Source organism: Streptomyces sp. NPDC048258 (genome assembly GCF_043201995.1).
Classification (GTDB): domain Bacteria; phylum Actinomycetota; class Actinomycetes; order Streptomycetales; family Streptomycetaceae; genus Streptomyces.
In genome coordinates this window covers 165,500-185,938 of sequence record NZ_JBICZH010000015.1, presented here as the reverse complement: position 1 = coordinate 185,938, position 20,439 = coordinate 165,500, and the positions used below count along the sequence as shown (strand labels likewise).

Sequence of the window (20,439 nt, the reverse complement as noted above, 5' to 3'; positions counted from 1 at the left end):
TCCCAGGGCCTGTCGCGGCGCCGGGCGGCGGCCGTCATTCGTCGAAGCCCTGGGCCGCCCGCTCCTCGCGCAGGGCCATGATCGCCTTGCGGCGCGCCAGCCGGTGGGTGCGGCGGATCTGGGCCTCCTGGTAGCGCCGCTCGTCCTGTTCCGTCTCCGGGAGGACGGGCGGGACCCGGCGGGGCTTGCCCTCGGCGTCCACGGCCGCGAAGACGAGGTAGGCACTGCCGACCTGGGTGGCGGGGGTGGACTCGTTCCAGCGCTCCGCGAGGACCCGTACGCCGATCTCCATGGAGGAGCGGCCGGTCCAGTTGCACTGGGCCTTCACGTGCACGAGGTCGCCGACCCGTACGGGGGCGAGGAAGGCCATCTCGTCCATGGACGCGGTGACCGCCGGGCCGCCGGAGTGGCGGCCGGCCACGGCGCCCGCCGCGTCGTCCACCAGCTTCATGATCACGCCGCCGTGCACCGTGCCGAGGAGGTTGGTGTCGTTGGCGGTCATGATGTGGCTGAGGGTCGTACGGGAGGCCGCGGTCGGCTTCCCCGGGATCTCGCCCGGTATCTCTGTCATACGGACACCTTAGATGCGTACCAGAGGCATCAGCTCTGCAACAGCCCCGGTACGGATCGCCCCCCGGGCTGTCGGACGACACGCCCGGGCAGGCATCCTTGGGCGCATGAATGACTGGCCAGAGGGGTGGAGCGGCGACCGCGACGAGCGTGGACGCCGTGACGACGGGTACGGGCGCGGCAGCGCGCAGGCGCAGCCCGAGGGCGCGCAGCGGATGCAGCACGTCCAGCGGCAGCAGGCCCCGCGCCCGGCGGTCCCGCCGCCCGCCCGGCGGCCCGGAACGCCGCCGCCCGCACCGGGTGTGCCTCCGCAGCAGACGCAGGGCCCCGACACCTACGGCGGCTACGACAGCGGCTACAACACCGGCCAGGTCTACGGGTCGCCCGCGGGGCCCGGCGGGCCCGCGCAGCCGCCGTCGGGGCCAGGCCGCCCCGGGGCGCCCGGCCCGGCGCCCGACTGGCGCAGGCGGATCAAGATCGGCTCGATCGTGCTGGTCTCCGCGCTGCTGGTGACCTCGGTCGCCACCTACTTCTGGGCCGACTCCAAGGTGCGCCGGGAGGTGGACCTGTCCAAGGTCATCGAGCGCCCGAAGGAGGGCGACTGCACGACGTACCTGATCGTGGGCTCCGACAGCCGCGAGGGGATGTCCGACGAGGAGAAGAAGAAGCTCCACACGGGCTCGGCCGAGGGCAAGCGGACCGACTCGATGATGATCCTGGCGAAGTGCTCCAGCGGGAACACGATGATCTCGCTGCCGCGCGACTCGGACGTGGAGATCCCGTCCTTCGTGGGCTCCCAGTCGGGCAAGAAGTTCCCCGCCCAGGGGCGGCGGGTGAAGCTGAACGCGGCGTACGCCGAGGACGGCCCCGAGCTGCTGGTGCGGACGGTCGAGCACAACACGGGCCTGCGCATCGACCACTACGCGGAGATCGGCTTCGCCGGCTTCGCGAACATCGTGGACGCGCTGGGCGGTGTGGAGCTGGACATCGAGGAGGGCTTCAAGGACGAGAAGTCGGGCGCCGACTTCAAGGCGGGCAAGCAGACGCTGAACGGCGAGCAGTCGCTGGCCTTCGTACGGACCCGGTACGCCTTCGCCGAGTCGGACCTGCAGCGGACGAAGAACCAGCAGAAGTTCCTGTCGGCGCTCGCGAGCCAGGCGGCGACCCCGTCCACGGTCCTCAATCCGTTCGAGCTCTACCCGCTGCTGGGCGCGGGCCTGGACACGCTGATCGTGGACAAGGACATGGGCCTGTACGACATGGGCCAGATGTTCTTCGCGATGAAGGGTGTCAACGGCGGTGACGGCGTCTCGATGAACATGCCGATCTCCGGCCAGCGCGGCGGCAACCTGGTCTGGGACAAGGCGAAGGTGCAGCAGCTGGTGAAGCAGATCCAGAACGACGAGAAGGTCACCGTCCGCGGGAACTGACCGGGGCGGGCCGGGCGCCCGGCCTGCCGGATCCGCCTGATCCGCCCAACCCGCGTGATCCGCCCGGCCCGCCTGATCCCCGGCCGCCGGGGATCGGGTGTCGGGCGGTCAGGCCTTCGGGATCAGGCGTCCGGGGAGAAGCGGATGGCGGCGGCGGGCAGTTGCGCCCCGCACCACACCCGGGCGCCCGCGCGGAGCTCGTTGTCGGCCCCCACGACGGCGTCGTCGCCGATGACGGCGCCGTCCAGCACGGTCCGCGCGCCCACCGAGGCGCGGGCCCCGATCAGGGCGGCGCTCACGTGCGCGTCGGCGCCGATGACCGCGTCCTCCAGCACGATCGAGCCCTGGACGACCGCTCCCGCTTCGATCCGGGCGCCGGCGCCCACGACGGTGCCCCCCGACAGCTTGGCCCCGGCGGCCACCTGGGCGCCGGGCAGCACGAGGGACTCGCCGCGCCGTCCGGGGACGGCCGGGGAGGACACGACACCGCGGACCAGGTCGGCGGAGGCCTGGACGATGGCCTCCGGCTTGCCGAGGTCCATCCAGTACGTGTTCTCGGTGACGCCGTGCAGCTTGGCGCCGGAAGCGAGCAGACCGGGGAAGGTCTCGCGCTCGACGGAGACCGGGCGGCCGGCCGGGATGGAGTCGATCACGCTGCGGCGGAAGACGTAGCAGCCGGCGTTGATCTGGTCGGTGATGATCTCCTCGGGGGTCTGCGGCTTCTCGGTGAAGGCCAGCACCCGCCCCTCGGAGTCGGTGGGCACCAGGCCGAAGGCGCGCGGGTCGTCGACCTGCACCAGGTGCAGGGAGACGTCGGCGTCGGCCGTTTCGTGGGATGCCACGAGGCCGGCGATGTCCAGGCCGGTGAGGATGTCGCCGTTGAAGACGAGGACGGCGGAGTCCGGGCCGCCCGTGAGCAGCTGCGCGGCGTTGCGGATGGCACCGCCGGTGCCGAGCGGCTCGTCCTCGACGACGTACTCCAGGTGGACGCCGAACTCGGAACCGTCGCCGAAGTAGGGCTCGAAGACCTCGGCGAGATAGCAGGTGGCCATCACGATGTGCGTGACCCCGGCCGCGGCGGCCCGGGCTATCTGGTGGGCGAGGAACGGGACGCCTGCTGTGGGGACCATCGGCTTCGGCGTGTTCACCGTCACGGGACGCAACCGCGTCCCTTGTCCGCCGACCAGCAGGATCGCTTCCGTCATTGCGTTCTCCCCAACCGATTCCGGCGTACGAAGGTCCAAATTTAGCCCATCCGAGCGGCACCCAAGGGCCTCGGGCGGATGTGTTCGCCCACCTCCGGCGCCGTGGACCACCCGTACGGCCGAAGCGCCCGGCGTGTCCCCAAATGACCGGGCGATACCGTCGATCTTGACTCCTGCGATCCTTCGCGCGGGTCCCCGGACGCTCGCCGCCGGGAACGGACCGTGACCATCCTCCGGCACCCCAGAAGGAGTCGTCCGCATGCTCACCTCGCCCGCACGACGGCCGCCGCCGCCGGTGCGGCGCTCGTGCTCGCCGTGCCCGGCACCGTACTGGCGGCGCCGGGCGACCTGGACCCGGCCTTCGGCGGGGGTGACGGAAAGGTCGTCACCGACCTCATCTACTACGAGGACAGCCGCGACATGGTGCTGCAGCCCGACGGCAGGATCGTCACCGTCGGGACCCTGACGCCGGCCGAGGGCGGCGAGAACGGCAGCGACTGGCCCTGCAGCCGGGCGGGAAGATCGTCGTGGCCGGGCTCAGCACCGTCGACAGCGTCTCCGGCAACGACACCGCCGGCGGCGGCCACAACACCGACACCTGCACCACGGACGCGGGCGACATCCGCATCAGCTGCCCCTGACCGCGGCCCTGGCCCTGATCTGCCCGCACATGCGCGTACGACCCCCGGCGGCATGCCGGGGGTCGTACGCGCATGCGGTTCGGGCGGGGTCATCTGTTCACCGCGCCAATTGCCCTAGACCCAACTGCGCGGCTTGCTCAGGAACTCGGCTACCGCTGTAACCGTCACAGCCGTACCAAAATGACCGTGTCCATTCACGGGTGGGTGGCCCCGGCCGAAAGTGTCGGGGACCTGCCTCGATGATCCGCTACTGGATGACCTCGTAGATCTCCTTGTAGCCGGATGCCGCGTAGCTGTTCAACGTGCTGATCAGCGACTGCGCGTTCTCATCCGGATTCACGAAGAACCCTCGCTCCATGGTGAAGTACTGGTCGAGGCTGTCGAATTCCCATTGACAGACGACCGTGTCCATGGGGCCGACGTAGTCGACGTAGATGCGCCGGTTCGTATACCCGGCTTCTTCAAACACCGCGGTGAGGGTCTTGAACGCCGCCACGATCTCCGGCGATTTCCCTCGTTCGGCTCTGTACACCTCGCGCATCATGTACACGACGCGATCGCCTTTCCGTTGCGGGAGACGAATGAATTCCATGGACGGTGGCTGCCACCGCACCGGAGGAGGGCCGATACGGCTGCCGTCGCCATGGTGGCAGTCACACTGCTGAGTGGCTTGTACGCCACGCGCAACCTGGTCACAGAGTGTCAATCCCCGTAACCGTGCGCTCGGCTGCTGTATGCGGGCGTCTCCGAGAACGACGTGGCCGACTGGATGGGACACAGCAGCACGGACGTGCTCCGCGAGCACTATCACTACATCTTCGAAGGGGCCGAGCAGCGCGGACGCGCAGCCATCGCGACCATGCCGACCCCCCGGCGCGGACGACCCCACCGAGCGAGACGAAGTCGCCTGACCCAGCCATACGGAAGGCCCCGGGCATCATGCCGGGGGCCTTGTCGTTTATGCAGGTCAGTAGCTGTTTCGGGCCCAGTCTCCGCCCAGGATCTCCCCGGCATGACGCCCGGGAAAGGCCCGGAACGGGCCCGAACGGACCGGAAGCCGATCACCGCGATCGGATCACCGGAGAAGGCCGCTGACCTGCGAAAATACTGCTACGGCAGGTTCCTCGCCATGACGATCCGCTGAACCTGGTTCGTTCCTTCGTAAATCTGGGTGATCTTGGCATCGCGCATCATGCGCTCGACCGGGTAGTCGCGGGTGTAGCCGTAGCCGCCGAGGAGCTGGACGGCGTCCGTGGTGACCTCCATGGCCACGTCGGAGGCGAAGCACTTGGCCGCGGCGCCGAAGAAGGTGAGGTCGGCGTCGACGCGCTCGGACTTGGCAGCGGCCGCGTACGTCAGCTGGCGGGCGGCCTCGATCTTCATGGCCATGTCCGCGAGCATGAACTGCACGCCCTGGAAGTCGCCGATCGGCTTGCCGAACTGCTTGCGCTCCTGGACGTAGCCCTTGGCGTAGTCCAGGGCGCCCTGCGCGATGCCGAGCGCCTGGGCGGCGATCGTGATGCGGGTGTGGTCGAGGGTCTTCATCGCGGTGGCGAATCCGGTGCCCTCGGCGCCGATCATGCGGTCGGCGGGGATGCGGACGTTGTCGAGGTAGACCTCGCGCGTCGGGGAGCCCTTGATGCCGAGCTTCTTCTCGGGCGCGCCGAAGGAGACGCCTTCGTCCGACTTCTCGACGACGAACGCGGAGATGCCCTTGGAGCGCTTCTCCGGGTCGGTGACGGCCATGACCGTGTAGTACTCGGAGACGCCCGCGTTGGTGATCCAGCGCTTGACGCCGTTGAGCACCCAGAAGTCCCCGTCGCGCACGGCGCGGGTCTTCATGCCGGCGGCGTCGGAGCCCGCGTCCGGCTCGGAGAGCGCGTACGAGAACATCGCGTCGCCCTTGGCGAGGGGGCCGAGGTACTTGGCCTTCAGTTCCTCGGAGCCGGAGAGGATCACCGGGAGCGAGCCGAGCTTGTTGACGGCCGGGATCAGGGAGGAGGAGGCGCAGACGCGGGCCACCTCCTCGATCACGATCACGGTCGCGAGGGCGTCGGCGCCGGCGCCGCCGTAGGTCTCGGGCACGTGGACGGCGTGCAGGTCGCTGGCGACCAGGGCGTCCAGGGCCTCCTGCGGGAAGCGGGACTCCTCGTCGACCGCGGCGGCGAACGGGAGGATCTTCGCCTCGGCGAGCGAGCGGACCGACTCGCGGAGCATGTCGTGCTCCTCGGCCGGGCGGTACAGGTCGAAGTCGGCAGAACCCGCCAAGATCTCTCACTCCCCAGGGTGATGCGTGTGCTAACTACCGTTAAGTAACCCAAGCTTAGTGGCCCGGTCACGGATGGCGATATGGACGGCCTACGTGAGTTGCGTGACAGCGGTGCTCCTCCTGGGGCACGTCCCCCCTGGTGGGCCCGACTATGCTCAGTGGCCGCAAACGGCCCCGCACCTCTGGAGCACCCATGGCCCCCCTCAGGATCACTGTGATCGGCACCGGATACCTCGGCGCGACCCACGCCGCGGCGATGGCGGAGCTGGGCTTCGAGGTGCTGGGGCTGGACGTCGTGCCCGAGAAGATCGAGATGCTGGCCGCGGGCCGGGTGCCGATGTACGAGCCCGGGCTGGAGGAGCTGCTCGCCTCGCACGTGGCCGGGCTGCCGGGTTCGACGGGGCGGCTGCGGTTCACGACCTCCTGGGAGGAGGTCGGGGAGTTCGGCGACGTGCACTTCGTGTGCGTGAACACTCCGCAGAAGCACGGCGAGTACGCCTGTGACATGTCCTACGTCGATGCGGCGATGGCCTCGCTGGCCCCGCACCTGACGCGGCCGGTGCTGGTGGTCGGCAAGTCGACGGTGCCGGTGGGCTCGGCGGAGCGGCTGGCGACGAAGCTCGTGGAGCTGGCTCCGGCGGGTGCGGACGTGGAGCTGGCCTGGAACCCGGAGTTCCTGCGGGAGGGCTTCGCGGTGCAGGACACCCTGCACCCCGACCGGATCGTGATCGGCGTGCAGGGCGAGCGCGCGGAGAAGCTGCTGCGGGAGGTGTACGAGACGCCGATGTCGGAGGGGACCCCGCTGGTCGTCACCGACTTCCCGACCGCCGAGCTGGTGAAGACCGCCGCCAATTCCTTCCTCGCCACCAAGATCTCGTTCATCAACGCGATGGCGGAGGTGTGCGAGGCCGCCGGCGGTGACGTGGTGAAGCTGGCGGAGGCCATCGGCTACGACGAGCGGATCGGCGCGAAGTTCCTGCGGGCCGGGATCGGCTTCGGCGGCGGGTGCCTGCCGAAGGACATCCGGGCGTTCATGGCGCGGGCCGGTGAGCTGGGCGCCGACCAGGCGCTGACCTTCCTGCGGGAGGTCGACTCGATCAACATGCGGCGCCGCGGGCACATGGTGGAGCTGGCCCGGGAGGCGGTGGGCGGGTCCTTCCTCGGCAAGCGGGTCGCGGTGCTGGGCGCGACGTTCAAGCCGGACTCGGACGACGTACGCGACTCGCCCGCGCTGAACGTGGCCGGCCAGATCCACCTCCAGGGCGGCCAGGTCACCGTCTACGACCCCAAGGGCATGGACAACGCCCGGCGCGTCTTCCCCACGCTGGGGTACGCGGACACCGCGCTGGAGGCGGCCCGGGGGGCGGAGGTGGTCCTGCACCTGACCGAGTGGCGGGAGTTCCGCGACCTGGATCCGGCGGAACTCGCGGCCGTCGTGACCGATCGCCTTGTGCTGGACGGGCGCAACGCGCTTGATCCGGCCGTCTGGCGTGCCGCCGGCTGGACCTACCGTGCGATGGGCCGCCCTCGCGCGTAGCCCTCCGGCCGGGCGGGGGGGCGGGCCGGGCCGGGCCGCTGCACGAGGATTCGCCCTACCCCGCCCCTTCTCCCCCAGCTACCGCTGGGAGGGGCCCCCGGAAACCGGGGCTGCCGCCCCGGACCCCGCCAGGGGCTCGGGCTTCGCCCTGCCCCTTCCCGGGGCTCCGCCCCAGACCCTCCCCCAGACTCCGTCCGGGGGGACCCCCACGCCTCAAACTCCCCCAGCTACCGCTGGGAGGTGGCCCCAGGCGAGGCTGGATTTGCCAGACCCCGGCGGGCAAGCACGGCCCGGCCGCCGACGGACGGAGTCCGGCGCAGCGGCGCGAAGCCCGGGAGGCCCGCCAGGGCCGAGCGGTGCGAGCGGCGCGTCAAGAAGGCGCGGCCCGCCAGGACCCGAGCGGCGCAAACAGCGCCTCAAGAACGCGCGGCCCGCCAGGACCCGAGCGGCGCAAACAGCGCCTCAAGAACGCGCGGCCCGCCAGGACCCGAGCGGTGCGAGCAGCGCGTCAGGAAGGCGTGGCGCGGCGGTGGTGGGCGGCGCGGGAGGTGAATTCCGCGTCGCGGAGGACTCGTTGGGCGTTGCCCCAGGTCAGGAGGGCCAGGTCGGCTTCCGGCCAGCCTCGGTCCAGGAGTTCCGCGATCAGGTGGGGGTAGCCCGAGGGGTCCGTCAGGCCGGCCGGGCGGGCGGTGCCCTGTTCGGTGCCGAAGGCGGCGCCCAGGCCGACGCTGTGGGGGCCCGCGACCGCACGGACATGGTCGACGTGGTCCGCGACCGCGTGCAGGGAGTCCCCGGTCCGCGTGGCGTCGAAGGTGACCATCGCCAGGCCGTTCGCCTCGCGCAGCGCGAGCAGGACCTCGTCCGTGACGTTGCCCGGATGCGGGTTCAGGGCCGCGGCCGCCGTGTTCGAGATGATCACGGGGGCCTTGGAGGCGGCCGCGACCTGGCGGGCCACCGTCGGCGGGCACCCGGTCAGGTCCAGGACGATCCCCAGCCGGTTCGCCTCCTGGACCACCTCGTGGCCGAAGGCCGTCAGGTCCTGCTGGGCCCAGGGCGCTCCCGCGGGCGCGAAGATGCGTACGCCCAGCGCGTGGAAGGCGTGCAGCGCGCCCAGGGAGTCGGTCAGTGTCCGGCCGGGCACCGGGCCGAGGAACGAGGCGATCCGGCCGCGGTTGCGGGCGTCGGCCATGTCGTCGGCTGTCAGCGCCAGGCAGAGGCTGTCCGGGTAGCGGCGGATCAGGGCCAGCGCCACGTCGATCTGTTCCAGGGTGTCGGAGACCACCTGGTCGGTCGGGGTACCGGTGTCGTGCGGGGTCAGCAGGGACCAGAGCTGCGCGCCGACTCCGCCGGCGCGCAGTCGGGGGATGTCGGTGTCGACACCGCTGTCCCCTGGTTTGTCGATGTCGTGGTACGGGCTCTGGCGCAGCGTCCAGACGAGCGTGTTGCACCCGTCCGCGACGGGATGCACGGACAGCAGCGCGGCGGCCCGTTCGAGGGCGCCGGCCGCCACCGTGGATGCTGCGGGGAGGTCTTCTGCTCCGATGCCCACGGAGTGGGGTTCATCCTGCAGGTCGGCCATGGCGTTCGCTCCGGTCTCGGCGGCAGCAGGGAGAGATGGTGCCACCGTGACATGCGGGACCCCCGGGCCGCCCGGCAGATGTGGCATTCGGGTGCAACCCGCAGGTCACACCCGACGCCCCAGCCGCCCGGCCTGCTAGATCACCGCGTTCGAGGGACCGCGGGACGCCGAGAGGTCCCGCGCCACCGCCTCCGCGTCGCGCAGCGCCCGTACCGCGTTGGACCAGGTCAGCTTGGCCAGGTCGGCCTTCGACCAGCCGCGCGTCAGCAGCTCGGCGATCAGGTTCGGGTAGCCCGCCACGTCGTCCAGCCCGGACGGGGTGAAGGCCGTGCCGTCGTAGTCCCCGCCGATGCCGATGTGGTCGACGCCGGCCACCTCGCGCATGTGGTCCAGGTGGTCGGCGACCGTGGCGGCCGTGGCCACCGGGCGCGGGCGCTCCGCCTCGAAAGCCCGGTGCAGGGCCATCGCCTCGGGCGTGGTGTCCAGGTGGTGGAAGCCGTGCGCCCGCAGGTTCGCGTCCGCGGCCAGCGTCCACTCGACCGCCGCCGGGAGGATGAACTTCGGGACGAAGGTGGCCATCGCCACCCCGCCGTTGGCCGGCAGCAGCGCCAGCACGTCGTCCGGGATGTTGCGCGGGTGGTCGCACACGGCGCGCGCCGACGAGTGCGAGAAGACCACCGGCGCGGCCGAGACGGCCAGCGCGTCGCGCATCGTCGTCGCGGCGACGTGCGAGAGGTCCACCAGCATGCCGATGCGGTTCATCTCGCGGACGACCTCGCGGCCGAAGTCGGTGAGGCCGCCGTGCCGGGGCTCGTCCGTCGCCGAATCCGCCCAGTCGATGGTGTCGTTGTGCGTGAGCGTCATGTACCGCACGCCCAGCTGGTGCAGGGCGCGCAGGGTGGCGAGCGAGTTGTTGATGGAGTGGCCGCCCTCGGCGCCCATCAGCGAGGCGATCCGGCCGTCGGCGCGGGCCGCCTCCATGTCGTCCGCCGTCAGCGCCCGCACCAGGTCGCCCGGGTAACGGTCGATCAGCTGGTCCACCGCGTCCACCTGTTCCAGCGTGGCGCTGACCGCCTCGTCGCCGGTCAGCTCGGTGCTCACGTACACCGACCAGAACTGCGCGCCGACGCCGCCGGCCCGCAGCCGGGGGATGTCGGTGTGCAGGTACGCCGACTGGTCGCCGGCGATGTCCCGCTGGTCCAGGTCGTAGCGGACCTGCTTGCGCAGCGCCCAGGGAAGGTCGTTGTGGCCGTCCACGACGGGGTGCTCGGCCAGGAGTGCTCGCGCCTCGTCCAGGCGCTGCGCCGCGCTCACTTGCCGAACCCGAAGGACTCCGTGCCGGCGACCTTCGTACGCAGCCGCTTGCCCTTCTCGGTGGCCTGGTCGTTCAGCTCCTGCTGGAACTCGCGCATCCGGGCCAGCAGCTCGGTGTCGTGCGCGGCCAGCATCCGTACGGCCAGCAGGCCGGCGTTGCGCGCCCCGGCGACCGAGACGGTGGCGACGGGAACCCCGGCGGGCATCTGGACGATCGACATCAGCGAGTCCATGCCGTCGAGGTACTTCAGCGGCACCGGCACGCCGATGACCGGCAGCGGGGTGACCGAGGCGAGCATGCCGGGCAGGTGGGCGGCGCCGCCGGCACCCGCGATGATCGCCTTGAGGCCGCGGCCGGCGGCCTGCTCCCCGTACGCGATCATCTCGCGCGGCATCCGGTGGGCGGAGACGACGTCGACCTCGTAGGGGATCTCGAACTCGTCCAGGGCCTGGGCGGCGGCCTCCATGACCGGCCAGTCGGAGTCCGAGCCCATGACGATGCCGACGACGGGACCAGCTGTGGGGGTGCTCATTCCGTGACCGTTCCTCTGAGGTAGTCGGCAGCGTGGCGTGCGCGCTCCAGCACATCGTCCAGGTCGTCGCCGTAGGTGTTGACGTGGCCGACCTTGCGGCCGTGCTTCACGTCCTTGCCGTACATGTGGATCTTCACCTGCGGGTCGTGGGCCATGCAGTGCAGGTACGCCGCGTACATGTCGGGGTAGTCCCCGCCCAGCACGTTCGCCATGACCGTCCAGCGGGCACGCGGGCGCGGGTCGCCCAGCGGGAGGTCCAGGACCGCCCGTACGTGGTTGGCGAACTGGGAGGTGATGGCCCCGTCCTGGGTCCAGTGGCCGCTGTTGTGCGGGCGCATGGCCAGTTCGTTGACCAGGATGCGGCCGTCGATCGTCTCGAACAGCTCCACGGCCAGGTGACCGGTCACGTCGAGCTCCTTGGCGATGCGCAGGGCGAGCGCCTGGGCCTCGCCCGCCAGCTCCTCCGAGAGGTTCGGGGCGGGGGCGATCACCGTGTCGCAGACCCCGTCCACCTGGACGGACTCCACCACGGGGTAGGCCACCGCCTGGCCGTGCGGGGAGCGGACGATGTTGGCCGCGAGTTCGCGGACGTACTCGACCTTCTCCTCCGCCAGGACGGGGACGCCCGCCCTGAAGGGCGCCTCCGCGTCGTCGGGGGTGCGGACGAACCACACGCCCTTGCCGTCGTACCCGCCGCGCACCGTCTTGAGGATGACCGGGAAGCCTCCCACCTCGTCCGCGAAGGCCGCCACGTCCGCCGGATCGCGCACGATCCGGTGGCGGGGGCTGGGCGCGCCGATCTCGTCGAGCTTGGCGCGCATCACCCCCTTGTCCTGGGCGTGCACCAACGCGTGGGGCCCCGGGCGGACGGGGATGCCGTCCGCTTCCAGGGCCCTGAGGTGCTCGGTGGGTACGTGCTCGTGATCGAAGGTGATCACGTCGCAGCCGCGCGCGAAGGCGCGCAGCGTCTCCAGATCGCGATAGTCGCCGATGACGACGTCGCTCACGACCTGGGCCGCCGAGTCCTGTGGGGTGTCACTGAGGATCTTGAATCTGATGCCGAGGGGGATGCCCGCCTCGTGGGTCATGCGGGCGAGCTGTCCGCCGCCGACCATGCCGACTACCGGGAACGTCACTCCTCCAGGGTATCCGGCGGTATTCCGCCATCCGGACGTGACCCTGGCCCGGACGCGCCGGTGAGGCCCCCGGTGTGCCGTGCGTCGCACGGTGTCCGAAGGCACAGACGTGCCACAGGGGGGACACTTACCATGTGGGGGTTGACGGAGAAGACCGGACGCCCCGAGCGGGGCGGTGACCGACAGGGACTGACCATTCAGATGAGCACGCCGGGGAACGGATCTGTTCTCGAACGCGTACGCGGTCTCGTTCGGGAGGTCGCCAAGTTCGGGGCGGTCGGCGGCCTGGGTGTGCTGGTCAACCTGGGTGTCTTCAACCTGATCCGCAACACGACCGACCTCCAGGTGGTGCGCGCGAGCGTGATAGCCACCGTCGTCGCCATCGCCACGAACTACCTCGGCTTCCGCTACTTCGCCTACCGGGACCGCGCCCAGAGCGGCCGTACCCGCGAGCTGGCCCTGTTCGCCGCCTTCAGCGCGATCGGCCTGGTCATCGAGAACGGCGTGCTGTACGCGGCCACGTACGGCCTCGGCTTGGACGATCCGGTCGCCAGCAACGTCTTCAAGTTCATCGGCATCGCCACCGCCACCGTCTTCCGCTTCTGGTCGTACCGGACCTGGGTCTTCAAGGCCCTGCCCGCGGCCGCGCCGGGCGTCGAGGGGTCCGAGCCGATGCCCGATCCGGCGCCGCTGCCCAAGCCCGGGCCCAGGCCGGAGCCGATGCCCGATCCGCTGCCGGATCCGGTGCCCGATCCGATCCCCGCGCCCGCGAACTAGCCCCGGACACCCTGCCCCTCCCCTCCCCTACCGGACCGTGGCCTGCTCAGGCTCGGTCCGCTGCGGTGCCGTACGGCTGAGGAAGAGCGCGAAGACAGGCGGCTGCGCCTGGAGCAGTTCGAGGCGCCCGCCGTCCGCCTCCGCGAGGTCCCGGGCGACGGCCAGGCCGATCCCGGTGGAGTTGCGGCCGCTGATGGCCCGCTCGAAGATCCGGTTGCCGAGGTCGGGCGGGACTCCCGGACCCTCGTCCGTGACCTCCAGCACCGCCTGGTTGCCGACCACCCGCGTGCGCAGCGCGACGGTGCCGCCGCCGTGCATCAGCGCGTTCTCCACCAGCGTCGCCAGGACCTGCGAGACCGCTCCCGGGGTGCCGACGGCCCGTACGCCCTGCTTGCCGGAGCGCACGATGGCCCGGCCCGCGCTGCGGTAGGCGGGGCGCCACTCCTCCACCTGCTGTTTGACGACCTCGTCGAGGTCGAAGGGGACCGCCGAGCCGGTCCGCGGGTCCCGCGAGTTCGTCAGGAGGCGCTCCACGACGTCCGTGAGCCGCTCCACCTGGGTGAGGGCGATGGTCGCCTCCTCCCGTACGGTCTCCAGGTCCTCGGTGACCGTGATCTCCTCCAGCCGCATCGACAGCGCGGTGAGCGGGGTGCGCAGCTGGTGGGAGGCGTCCGCGGCGAGGCGCCGCTCGGCGGTCAGCATCCGCCCGATCCGCTCGGCGCTGGAGTCCAGTACGTCCGCGACCCGGTCCAGCTCGGGGACCCCGTACCGCTTGTGCCGGGGCCGCGGGTCGCCCGAGCCCAGCCGTTCCGCCGTCTCGGCGAGGTCGGTGAGCGGGGAGGCCAGCCGGTTCGCCTGCCGTACGGCGAGCAGTACGGCCGCCACGACGGCCAGCAGCGCCACGGCGCCGACCACGGCCAGGGTCCGCCCGACCTCCTTGGTCACGGTGGAGCGGGACTCCTCGACGACCACGATCTCGCCCTGCTCGCTGCGCGCGGTGCCCCGGATGACGTCGCCGTCGATGCGGTTGCCGACCTCCACGGCCGGCTGCCCGGGGATGGTGATCCTGGCGTGGTGGCCGATGTCGAGCTGGTCGGCGAGCGCCTGGGGGTCGACGGGCTGCTTCTCCAGGACGTTCGCCTCGACGATGCCCACCAGCCGCAGCGCCTCGGATTCGATGCGGTCCTGGGCGCTGCTGGTGATGGTCCGGGTCTCCACGATGACCAGGGAGACCCCGAAGACGGCGATCACGACGAGCACCACGGCGAGCGTGGAGCTGATCAGGCGGCGGCGCATGGCTCAGTCAACGCTCAGCTCTTCTCGAAGCGGAAGCCGACGCCGCGGACGGTGGCGATGTAGCGGGGGTTGGCGGCGTCGTCGCCGAGCTTCTTGCGCAGCCAGGAGATGTGCATGTCGAGGGTCTTGGTGGAGGACCACCAGGTGGTGTCCCAGACCTCGCGCATGAGCTGGTCGCGGGTGACGACCCGGCCGGCGTCGCGGACCAGCACCCGCAGCAGGTCGAATTCCTTGGCGGTGAGCTGGAGCTCCTCCTCCCCCATCCAGGCGCGGTGCGACTCGACGTCGATGCGCACGCCGTGGGTGGCGGGGGGCTGGGCGGTCTCGTTCGCGCCGCGCCGGAGCAGGGCCCGGACCCGGGCGAGCAGCTCGGCGAGGCGGAAGGGCTTGGTCACGTAGTCGTCGGCGCCGGCGTCGAGGCCGACGACCGTGTCGACCTCGTCCGCGCGGGCGGTGAGGACCAGGATCGGGAAGCCGTGGCCCTCGGCGCGCAGCCGGCGGGCGACTTCCAGGCCGTCCATGCCCGGCAGGCCCAGGTCCAGGACGACCAGGTCGACGCCGCCCTGCAGGCCTGCGTCCAGGGCCGTGGGGCCGTCCTCACGGACCTCGACCTCGTACCCTTCCCGGCGCAGGGCGCGGGCCAGGGGCTCCGAGATGGATGCGTCGTCCTCGGCGAGCAGTACACGCGTCATGTGGGTGATGGTAGTCCGCGGCGGCTGCCAGGAGGGGCATGCCTGCGGGACCCTCCTGATCTGTGGTTATGAACGAGGGGGCACCTTCGAATATGGTCGATCGGTTCCCGGGTTACCTGTGATGCATATCTCAAGTCCTTCCATATGCCGCAGTGTCGTGTCGTATGGTGGCGAGACGCCTGATGCACTACCCAGGGGATCTTTGTGCCGAAAAGCGCGCCAAAGACCTCAAATTCTGCTCTGGTCGGTTTGTCCGGCCCAGATGACAGTGAATGACCTGTGGGCCGGGCCTTGTCAGCGCGAAGCTGCGCGACAGGGCGTGGATCCCGGTTACGGCTGACCTTCCGCCCCCGATCCGTCGGAGGCGGGACCCCGAGGCGTGGGGTGGGTCACCCGCTGCCGGTGCCGGCCACCCCCCACCGGGCGCTGAACAGCTCACGAAGCGAAGCGCGTCCCGACCAAGCAAGGATCGACCATGGCTTCCAGCCTGACGAGGGACCCGGCGGATTCGTCCGCCGAGAAGACCTTCTTCGGCCACCCCCGTGGCCTGGCCACTCTGTTCATGACCGAGATGTGGGAGCGTTTCTCCTACTACGGCATGCGCGCACTTCTCGTGTACTACCTGGTCTCGGGCGGCGCCGACGCAGCCACGGGCAGCCAGGGCGGCGGTCTGGCGATGACCGCGGCCACGACCACGGCCATCTACTCCGTGTACGTCTCCATGGTCTACCTGATGGCCATGCCGGGCGGATGGTTCGGTGACCGTGTCTGGGGCGCCCGCAAGACGGTCGCCATCGCCGGCTTCGTGATCATGGCTGGTCACCTCTCGCTGGCCCTCCCCGGCCAGGCGATGTTCTTCGTCGGTCTGATCCTCGTCGCGGCCGGTTCCGGTCTGCTGAAGGCCAACATCTCCACGATGGTCGGCCACCTCTACGACGGCCCGGAGGACCCGCGCCGTGACGGTGGCTTCACGCTCTTCTACATCGGCATCAACCTCGGTGCCTTCGTCGCCCCGCTCGTCGTCGGAACGGTCGGCAAGGAGCACAACTGGCACCTGGGCTTCGCCCTCGCCGCCGTCGGCATGGGTCTGGGTCTCCTCCAGTTCCTGCTCGGCACCAAGCACCTGAGCCCGAAGAGCAGCCTGGTCCCGAACCCGCTGACGCCGGAGGAGCGCAAGGCCGTCCTCACCAAGGTCGTCTTCGCCGTTCTGGGCATCGCCGTCTTCTACGGTGCCGTGGTCGCCCTCGGCGCCTACACGCTGAACTGGGCCCTGGTCCCGCTGACGCTGGCCGGCCTGATCATCCCGATCGCGGTGCTGACGCGCATCAAGCGCGACAAGGACCTGTCGGGCGCCGAGCAGTCGAAGATGACCGCGTACATCTGGTTCTTCATCGCCGCCGCCGTCTTCTGGATGATCTACGACCAGGGTGGCTCCACGCTGTCCCTGTTCGCCGACGACAAGACCGCCAGCACCGTGTTCGGCCTCGGCTTCTCGGCCACCTGGTACCAGTCGCTGAACCCGCTGTTCGTGATGGCCCTGGCCCCGGTCTTCGCCTGGCTGTGGGTGTGGCTGGCGCGCAAGAACCAGGAGCCGAACACCATCGTGAAGTTCGCGATGGGTCTGGTCCTGATCGGCGCCTCGTTCTTCGTCTTCATCGTCCCGATGAACATGGCGGGCGGCGACGTCAAGGTCTCCCCGATGTGGCTGGTCTCGATCTACATGATCCAGACCATCGGTGAGCTGTGCGTCTCCCCGGTCGGCCTCTCCGTCACCACGAAGATGGCCCCGCAGAAGTACGCCTCCCAGATGATGGGTGTCTGGTTCCTCGCGGTCACCGCCGGTGACTGCATCACCAGCCTGCTCTCCATCGCCGGTGTGGACCTGAACGGCCTCGGCGTGATCGCCCTGCAGGCGGCCGCCGCCACCCTGGCCGGCTTCGCGGTCTACACGTACCGCAAGAAGGTCCAGGCGCTGATGGGCGGCGTGCACTGACGCACCCCCGCGCGACGGACGGCCCGGCACACCTCCTGGTGTGCCGGGCCGTCCTTGTGTTGTACGGACCCGCTGTGTTGTACGGACCCGCTCCTACCGGGTGCCGCGCAGGCGGCGCCACGGGGTGAACGTGAAGACCGCGCCGCCGAGCAGGATCACCGTGCCGGCGACCAGGGCCAGGGCACGGATGCCGCCCTCGTCCTCGGCACCGGTGTCGGCGAGGCCGCCCGAGGTGGTGGTGCTGGTCGAGGAGCCGGAGCCGCCCGCCTGGGCGGTGGTGTCCAGCTCCAGCGAGACGCCGCTGCTGGCCGCCTTGCAGGGGACGTTGATCGGCGTCGCGCCCGGGGCCATGGTGACGTCGATCGTCAGCTGGTCCGGGCTGAGCGTCACCTTGCCGGTCTTGCCGGGCTTGTAGGTGCCGGTCATGTCGCTGAGGCTGACCGGGCCCTTGTCCGGGATCGCCTCCGCGTTGGCCGGGCCGGAGACCTTGACGGTGCCGCTGTCGGCGCCGCCGAGCTTGACGTCCATCGAGGGCTTGAGGGCCCCCGCCGGCAGGGCCATGGGCGCGGCCATCGCGCCCTTGGCGGTCTTGACGGTCAGGTCGTAGCTGCCGCCGTTCTTCTTGGCGTTGATCGTGACCGGGGTCTTGATGCCCCCGGGGACGACCGGACCGCAGTCGAAGGAGACCTCGACGGGCTTGCCCGGGAAGTCGGTCTGGCCGCCGCCTCCCCCGGTGGTGGAGCCGCCCGAGGTGGTCGTGGAACCGCCCGTCGTGGTGGAGCCGCCGGTCGTGGTGGAGCCGCCGGTGGTGGAGCCGCCCGAGGTCGTGCCGCCGCTCGTCGTGCCGCCGCTGGAGCCCGCCGACACGTCGATGGTCGCCCCGCCCTTCACCTCGCCCACCGGTGCGCACTTGGTGACGAAGGTGCCGAAGGAGAACGTGACGGCGACGTCGTACTTGCCGGGCGTCAGGGTGATCTTGCCGGCCTTGGTGAGCTTCAGCTTGCCCTTCATGGGAGACATGACCATCGGGGCCTTCTTGGGGATCGGCGGGTTCTTCTTCTCCCCGACGACCTTCAGCTCGCCCATCCCCCCGCCCAGCGCGATCCAGCCGGTGGGCTGGACCGAGTCCTTCGGGATGTCCATCAGGTCCGTGTTGTTCGAGGCGGGCTTGACGGTCTCCCAGACCACGTCGACCTCGTCGCCGACCTTGGCCGTGGCCGGGGCGGTGATCTTGGCGGTGGTCTCGCCCTCCACCGGGTCTCCTCCGCCGGCCGGCGGAACGCATTTGACCTTGTACGTGGCCTCGGCGGCCAGGGCGGGAGAAGCTGAAATGGCGATACCCGCGCCGCCGAGCAGCAGCGCGACCACGGCCGCGCTCACCCTCCGTTGGGTCTTCACGATTGTCCTTTCGTCGTCGAACGGTTCTCAGACGGTGCGGACGTCTGTGGTGCTGTCTCCGGCGCGCTGTCCGGGGTGAACCACGGCAGGACCGCCGTGGTGGTCTCAGGGGGCTCCGGCGGCTGCTCGGAGCGGGCGGGGACGGGCCCCCGGTAACGGCCTCCGGCGGCCGCGGCCCGCGGCCCGACCTTGTCGACGACGGCCATGCCGACGCGGAACACGGCGGCCGGGATCACCAGCAGGAGCAGGCCCCAGAAGAGCAGGACCCCGTACGGCCGGTCCACGCCCCAGGGCTGGGTGGCCACGACGGTCTCTCCGTACTTGAGGGAGATCGTGTAGTCGCCGTGGGCGCCCGCGGTGAGGCCGACGTCCAGGGCGATCTCCGCTTTGCCGCCCGGCGGAATGGTGCCCTTCCACCGGGCCTCCTCCCACAGGGGCGCGAACACCCCGTGGGCGGTGCCGAGCTGGAAGACCGGGTCCTTGACCGGGGCCGATCCGAGGTTGCCGACGGTGACCTTGAACTTCCGGCTCGGCGGGGCGCCGAACCAGGTCAGCACCCCGTCGTCGCCTTCCAGCCGGACCCCGGTGAGCATCGCCAGGCGGGGCGTGCCGGATTCGGCGGGCAGCTCCGCCACCGCGTGGTCGGTGATCTTCAGGGGGACGGCGACCGTGGACTGGTCGCCGTTGACGGAGGTGACGTTGACGACGCAGGGGCAGGGCTTGGGCGGTGCCACCACGGGCAGTTGCGCGGCGAAGTGCCCGTCGTCGGCGACCGAGACGGCCGCCCCGTCGGCGTTGGCGCAGCTGTTGGTGCCGCCGATCATGTTCTGCCCGCAGACCAGCAGCATCACGAGCGTCTTGGGCCGCCAGCCGGTGCCGGTGACGGTGATCCCGGTGCCCTTGGCGGCCTCCTGGAGCGAGAGCGCCACGGCCGGCTTGCCCTCGTCGGCGGCGGCCGGGGACGCCGGGAACAGCGCCGGCGCGCACACCGCCAGCCCCGCGGCGAGCAGGGCTCCGAGTCTTCTCACCGGGGGGCTCCCGTCAGTTCGTGTTCGGGTGCGGGGGTCCGGGCGGGCTGTCGGCCCCGCGACGCGTCGTCCGGCGGGTCCTGGCCCGGCCGCCGGCCGCGTACGAGGAGCAGCGCGGCCGCGGCGGTCCCGCCGAGCCCGAGCAGGCCGAGGCCCGTCCAGCCGGCGAGGTCCCAGGGCACGAGCCAGCGCGCTCCGGCGCCGACGGCCCGGGCGCCGCCGGGGGCGGTGACCGTGAGGGTGACGCGCACCCGGTCGGCCACGGGGGCACCGGGCCAGGGCTCGGTCAGCTCCACCCGCTGGCCGGGGAGCAGTTCCACCGGCAGGGCGCGGGCGCCGCGGCCCGGTACCTCCCCGAAGAGCCCCTCGGCGTGGATCGCGAGCTCGGGGGCGAGGGCCACGTTGCCCCGGTTGACCAGGGTGTACGCGACGACCGCGGCCGGGCCCCGGCCCCGTACGGCGACGTCCTCGACGGTGAGGGCGGCCAGGGTGGGGCCGCCGACCCGCAGGTGGACCCGTACGCCCACCTCGTGGCCTCCCTCGCTGGCGACCACGGCGGCGGGGTGGTCGCCGGGCGGGGACGCGGGCGGCACGGTGACGGTGAACGGGACCACCGCGCGGGTGCGGGGCGGGATCGTCACCGTGGCGCCGGCGCCGAAGCTGATCCAGGCTCCGGCGCCCTCCACGGCACCTGCCGAGGGGCCTGCGGCCGCGGGCTCGGGAGGGCGCACCGCGAAGGCGCCGTCGGCGGTGTTGTACGCGTCGGCCCCGCGCAGGGTGACGGTGCGTTCCCGGTCGGTCGTGTTGGCCAGGGCGAGGCGGTCCTCCAGTACGGTGCCGGCGGCGCCCGCCATGTAGTAGTACGGGCGGACGCCGCCGGGCCGGGGTGCCGTCCCGGCGGCGGGCTCGGCGGTCCAGCCGGGGTCGTCGGCCGCCGCGGGGGCCGCGGCGCCCGCGTACAGCGCGGTGGCCGCGAGGAGCGGTACCCCGAGCCGGTAGAGCCTTCGGGAGGGTCGGAGCACGGGCATGGCCGGGGGTGCT

At 71.3% G+C, this 20,439-nt stretch carries 17 protein-coding genes; 4 read left to right on the top strand and 13 right to left on the bottom strand.

The window, feature by feature from the left end; all coding sequences use genetic code 11:
* Positions 1 to 34 precede the first annotated feature (34 nt).
* A complete protein-coding gene (locus tag ACGFYQ_RS29675; protein WP_362397889.1) occupies positions 35 to 571 on the bottom strand; it encodes an acyl-CoA thioesterase in 537 nt (178 codons plus the stop codon).
* Positions 572 to 677: 106 nt separating this feature from the next.
* On the opposite strand from ACGFYQ_RS29675, the gene ACGFYQ_RS29670 reads away from it, so the two are divergent.
* Positions 678 to 2,000: an LCP family protein gene (locus ACGFYQ_RS29670; protein ID WP_393749156.1), complete on the top strand. Its 1,323-nt coding sequence runs from the start codon at positions 678 to 680 to the stop codon at positions 1,998 to 2,000.
* Positions 2,001 to 2,122: 122 nt separating this feature from the next.
* Here the strand turns inward: ACGFYQ_RS29670 and ACGFYQ_RS29665 are convergent, their stop codons facing one another.
* The 3 genes from ACGFYQ_RS29665 to ACGFYQ_RS29655 form a co-directional block, all read right to left on the bottom strand.
* Positions 2,123 to 3,205 (bottom strand): sugar phosphate nucleotidyltransferase, encoded by a 1,083-nt coding sequence (locus tag ACGFYQ_RS29665; protein WP_393749154.1) that lies wholly within the window; start codon positions 3,203 to 3,205, stop codon positions 2,123 to 2,125.
* A gap of 888 nt (positions 3,206 to 4,093) precedes the next feature.
* Positions 4,094 to 4,396, bottom strand: a complete 303-nt coding sequence (locus ACGFYQ_RS29660; protein WP_393749152.1) for a hypothetical protein — start codon at positions 4,394 to 4,396, stop codon at positions 4,094 to 4,096.
* 560 nt (positions 4,397 to 4,956) lie between these two features.
* Positions 4,957 to 6,114 (bottom strand): acyl-CoA dehydrogenase family protein, encoded by a 1,158-nt coding sequence (locus ACGFYQ_RS29655; RefSeq protein ID WP_393749150.1) that lies wholly within the window; start codon positions 6,112 to 6,114, stop codon positions 4,957 to 4,959.
* Between the two features lie 194 nt (positions 6,115 to 6,308).
* Between ACGFYQ_RS29655 and ACGFYQ_RS29650 the strand changes: the two genes are divergently transcribed.
* Positions 6,309 to 7,652, top strand: coding sequence for a UDP-glucose dehydrogenase family protein (locus ACGFYQ_RS29650; RefSeq protein ID WP_393749148.1), 1,344 nt, complete (start codon positions 6,309 to 6,311; stop codon positions 7,650 to 7,652).
* A 508-nt stretch (positions 7,653 to 8,160) separates the two neighbouring features.
* Here the strand turns inward: ACGFYQ_RS29650 and ACGFYQ_RS29645 are convergent.
* From ACGFYQ_RS29645 to ACGFYQ_RS29630, 4 genes are all read right to left on the bottom strand, one after another.
* Positions 8,161 to 9,231 carry a membrane dipeptidase gene (locus ACGFYQ_RS29645; RefSeq protein WP_393749146.1) on the bottom strand — a complete coding sequence of 357 codons (1,071 nt, stop codon included), beginning with the start codon at positions 9,229 to 9,231 and terminating at the stop codon, positions 8,161 to 8,163.
* A gap of 135 nt (positions 9,232 to 9,366) precedes the next feature.
* Complete coding sequence (locus tag ACGFYQ_RS29640) at positions 9,367 to 10,545, bottom strand: dipeptidase (protein ID WP_393749144.1); 1,179 nt, start codon at positions 10,543 to 10,545, stop codon at positions 9,367 to 9,369.
* Complete coding sequence (gene purE, locus ACGFYQ_RS29635) at positions 10,542 to 11,078, bottom strand: 5-(carboxyamino)imidazole ribonucleotide mutase (RefSeq protein WP_393749142.1); 537 nt, start codon at positions 11,076 to 11,078, stop codon at positions 10,542 to 10,544. Before purE ends, ACGFYQ_RS29640 begins: the two co-directional genes overlap by 4 nt.
* Positions 11,075 to 12,214, bottom strand: a complete 1,140-nt coding sequence (locus ACGFYQ_RS29630) for a 5-(carboxyamino)imidazole ribonucleotide synthase (protein ID WP_393749140.1) — start codon at positions 12,212 to 12,214, stop codon at positions 11,075 to 11,077. The genes purE and ACGFYQ_RS29630 overlap by 4 nt, the downstream gene beginning before the upstream one ends.
* 201 nt (positions 12,215 to 12,415) lie before the next feature.
* Between ACGFYQ_RS29630 and ACGFYQ_RS29625 the strand changes: the two genes are divergently transcribed.
* Positions 12,416 to 12,991 carry a GtrA family protein gene (locus ACGFYQ_RS29625; RefSeq protein ID WP_393749227.1) on the top strand — a complete coding sequence of 192 codons (576 nt, stop codon included), beginning with the start codon at positions 12,416 to 12,418 and terminating at the stop codon, positions 12,989 to 12,991.
* Positions 12,992 to 13,018: 27 nt separating this feature from the next.
* Here the strand turns inward: ACGFYQ_RS29625 and ACGFYQ_RS29620 are convergent, their stop codons facing one another.
* The gene (locus tag ACGFYQ_RS29620; protein WP_393749138.1) at positions 13,019 to 14,287 is read right to left on the bottom strand and encodes an ATP-binding protein; all 1,269 of its coding nucleotides are present in this window, start codon (positions 14,285 to 14,287) and stop codon (positions 13,019 to 13,021) included.
* 14 nt (positions 14,288 to 14,301) lie between these two features.
* Complete coding sequence (locus ACGFYQ_RS29615; RefSeq protein WP_215139424.1) at positions 14,302 to 14,979, bottom strand: response regulator transcription factor; 678 nt, start codon at positions 14,977 to 14,979, stop codon at positions 14,302 to 14,304.
* A 475-nt stretch (positions 14,980 to 15,454) separates the two neighbouring features.
* On the opposite strand from ACGFYQ_RS29615, the gene ACGFYQ_RS29610 reads away from it, so the two are divergent.
* A complete protein-coding gene (locus tag ACGFYQ_RS29610) occupies positions 15,455 to 16,972 on the top strand; it encodes a peptide MFS transporter (RefSeq protein WP_393749135.1) in 1,518 nt (505 codons plus the stop codon).
* A 93-nt stretch (positions 16,973 to 17,065) separates the two neighbouring features.
* On the opposite strand, the gene ACGFYQ_RS29605 is transcribed toward ACGFYQ_RS29610, so the two are convergent.
* Genes ACGFYQ_RS29605 through ACGFYQ_RS29595 form a run of 3 tightly spaced genes read right to left on the bottom strand, consistent with a single transcriptional unit; the run spans position 17,066 to position 20,426 of the window.
* On the bottom strand, positions 17,066 to 18,370 hold the full coding sequence (locus ACGFYQ_RS29605; RefSeq protein ID WP_393749133.1) for a hypothetical protein: 1,305 nt from the start codon (positions 18,368 to 18,370) through the stop codon (positions 17,066 to 17,068).
* Entirely contained in the window at positions 18,367 to 19,398 is a 1,032-nt protein-coding gene (locus tag ACGFYQ_RS29600) for a hypothetical protein (protein WP_393749131.1), read from the bottom strand. The genes ACGFYQ_RS29605 and ACGFYQ_RS29600 overlap by 4 nt, the downstream gene beginning before the upstream one ends.
* The gene (locus ACGFYQ_RS29595; protein WP_393749129.1) at positions 19,395 to 20,426 is read right to left on the bottom strand and encodes a hypothetical protein; all 1,032 of its coding nucleotides are present in this window, start codon (positions 20,424 to 20,426) and stop codon (positions 19,395 to 19,397) included. The genes ACGFYQ_RS29600 and ACGFYQ_RS29595 overlap by 4 nt, the downstream gene beginning before the upstream one ends.
* Positions 20,427 to 20,439: the final 13 nt, after the last annotated feature.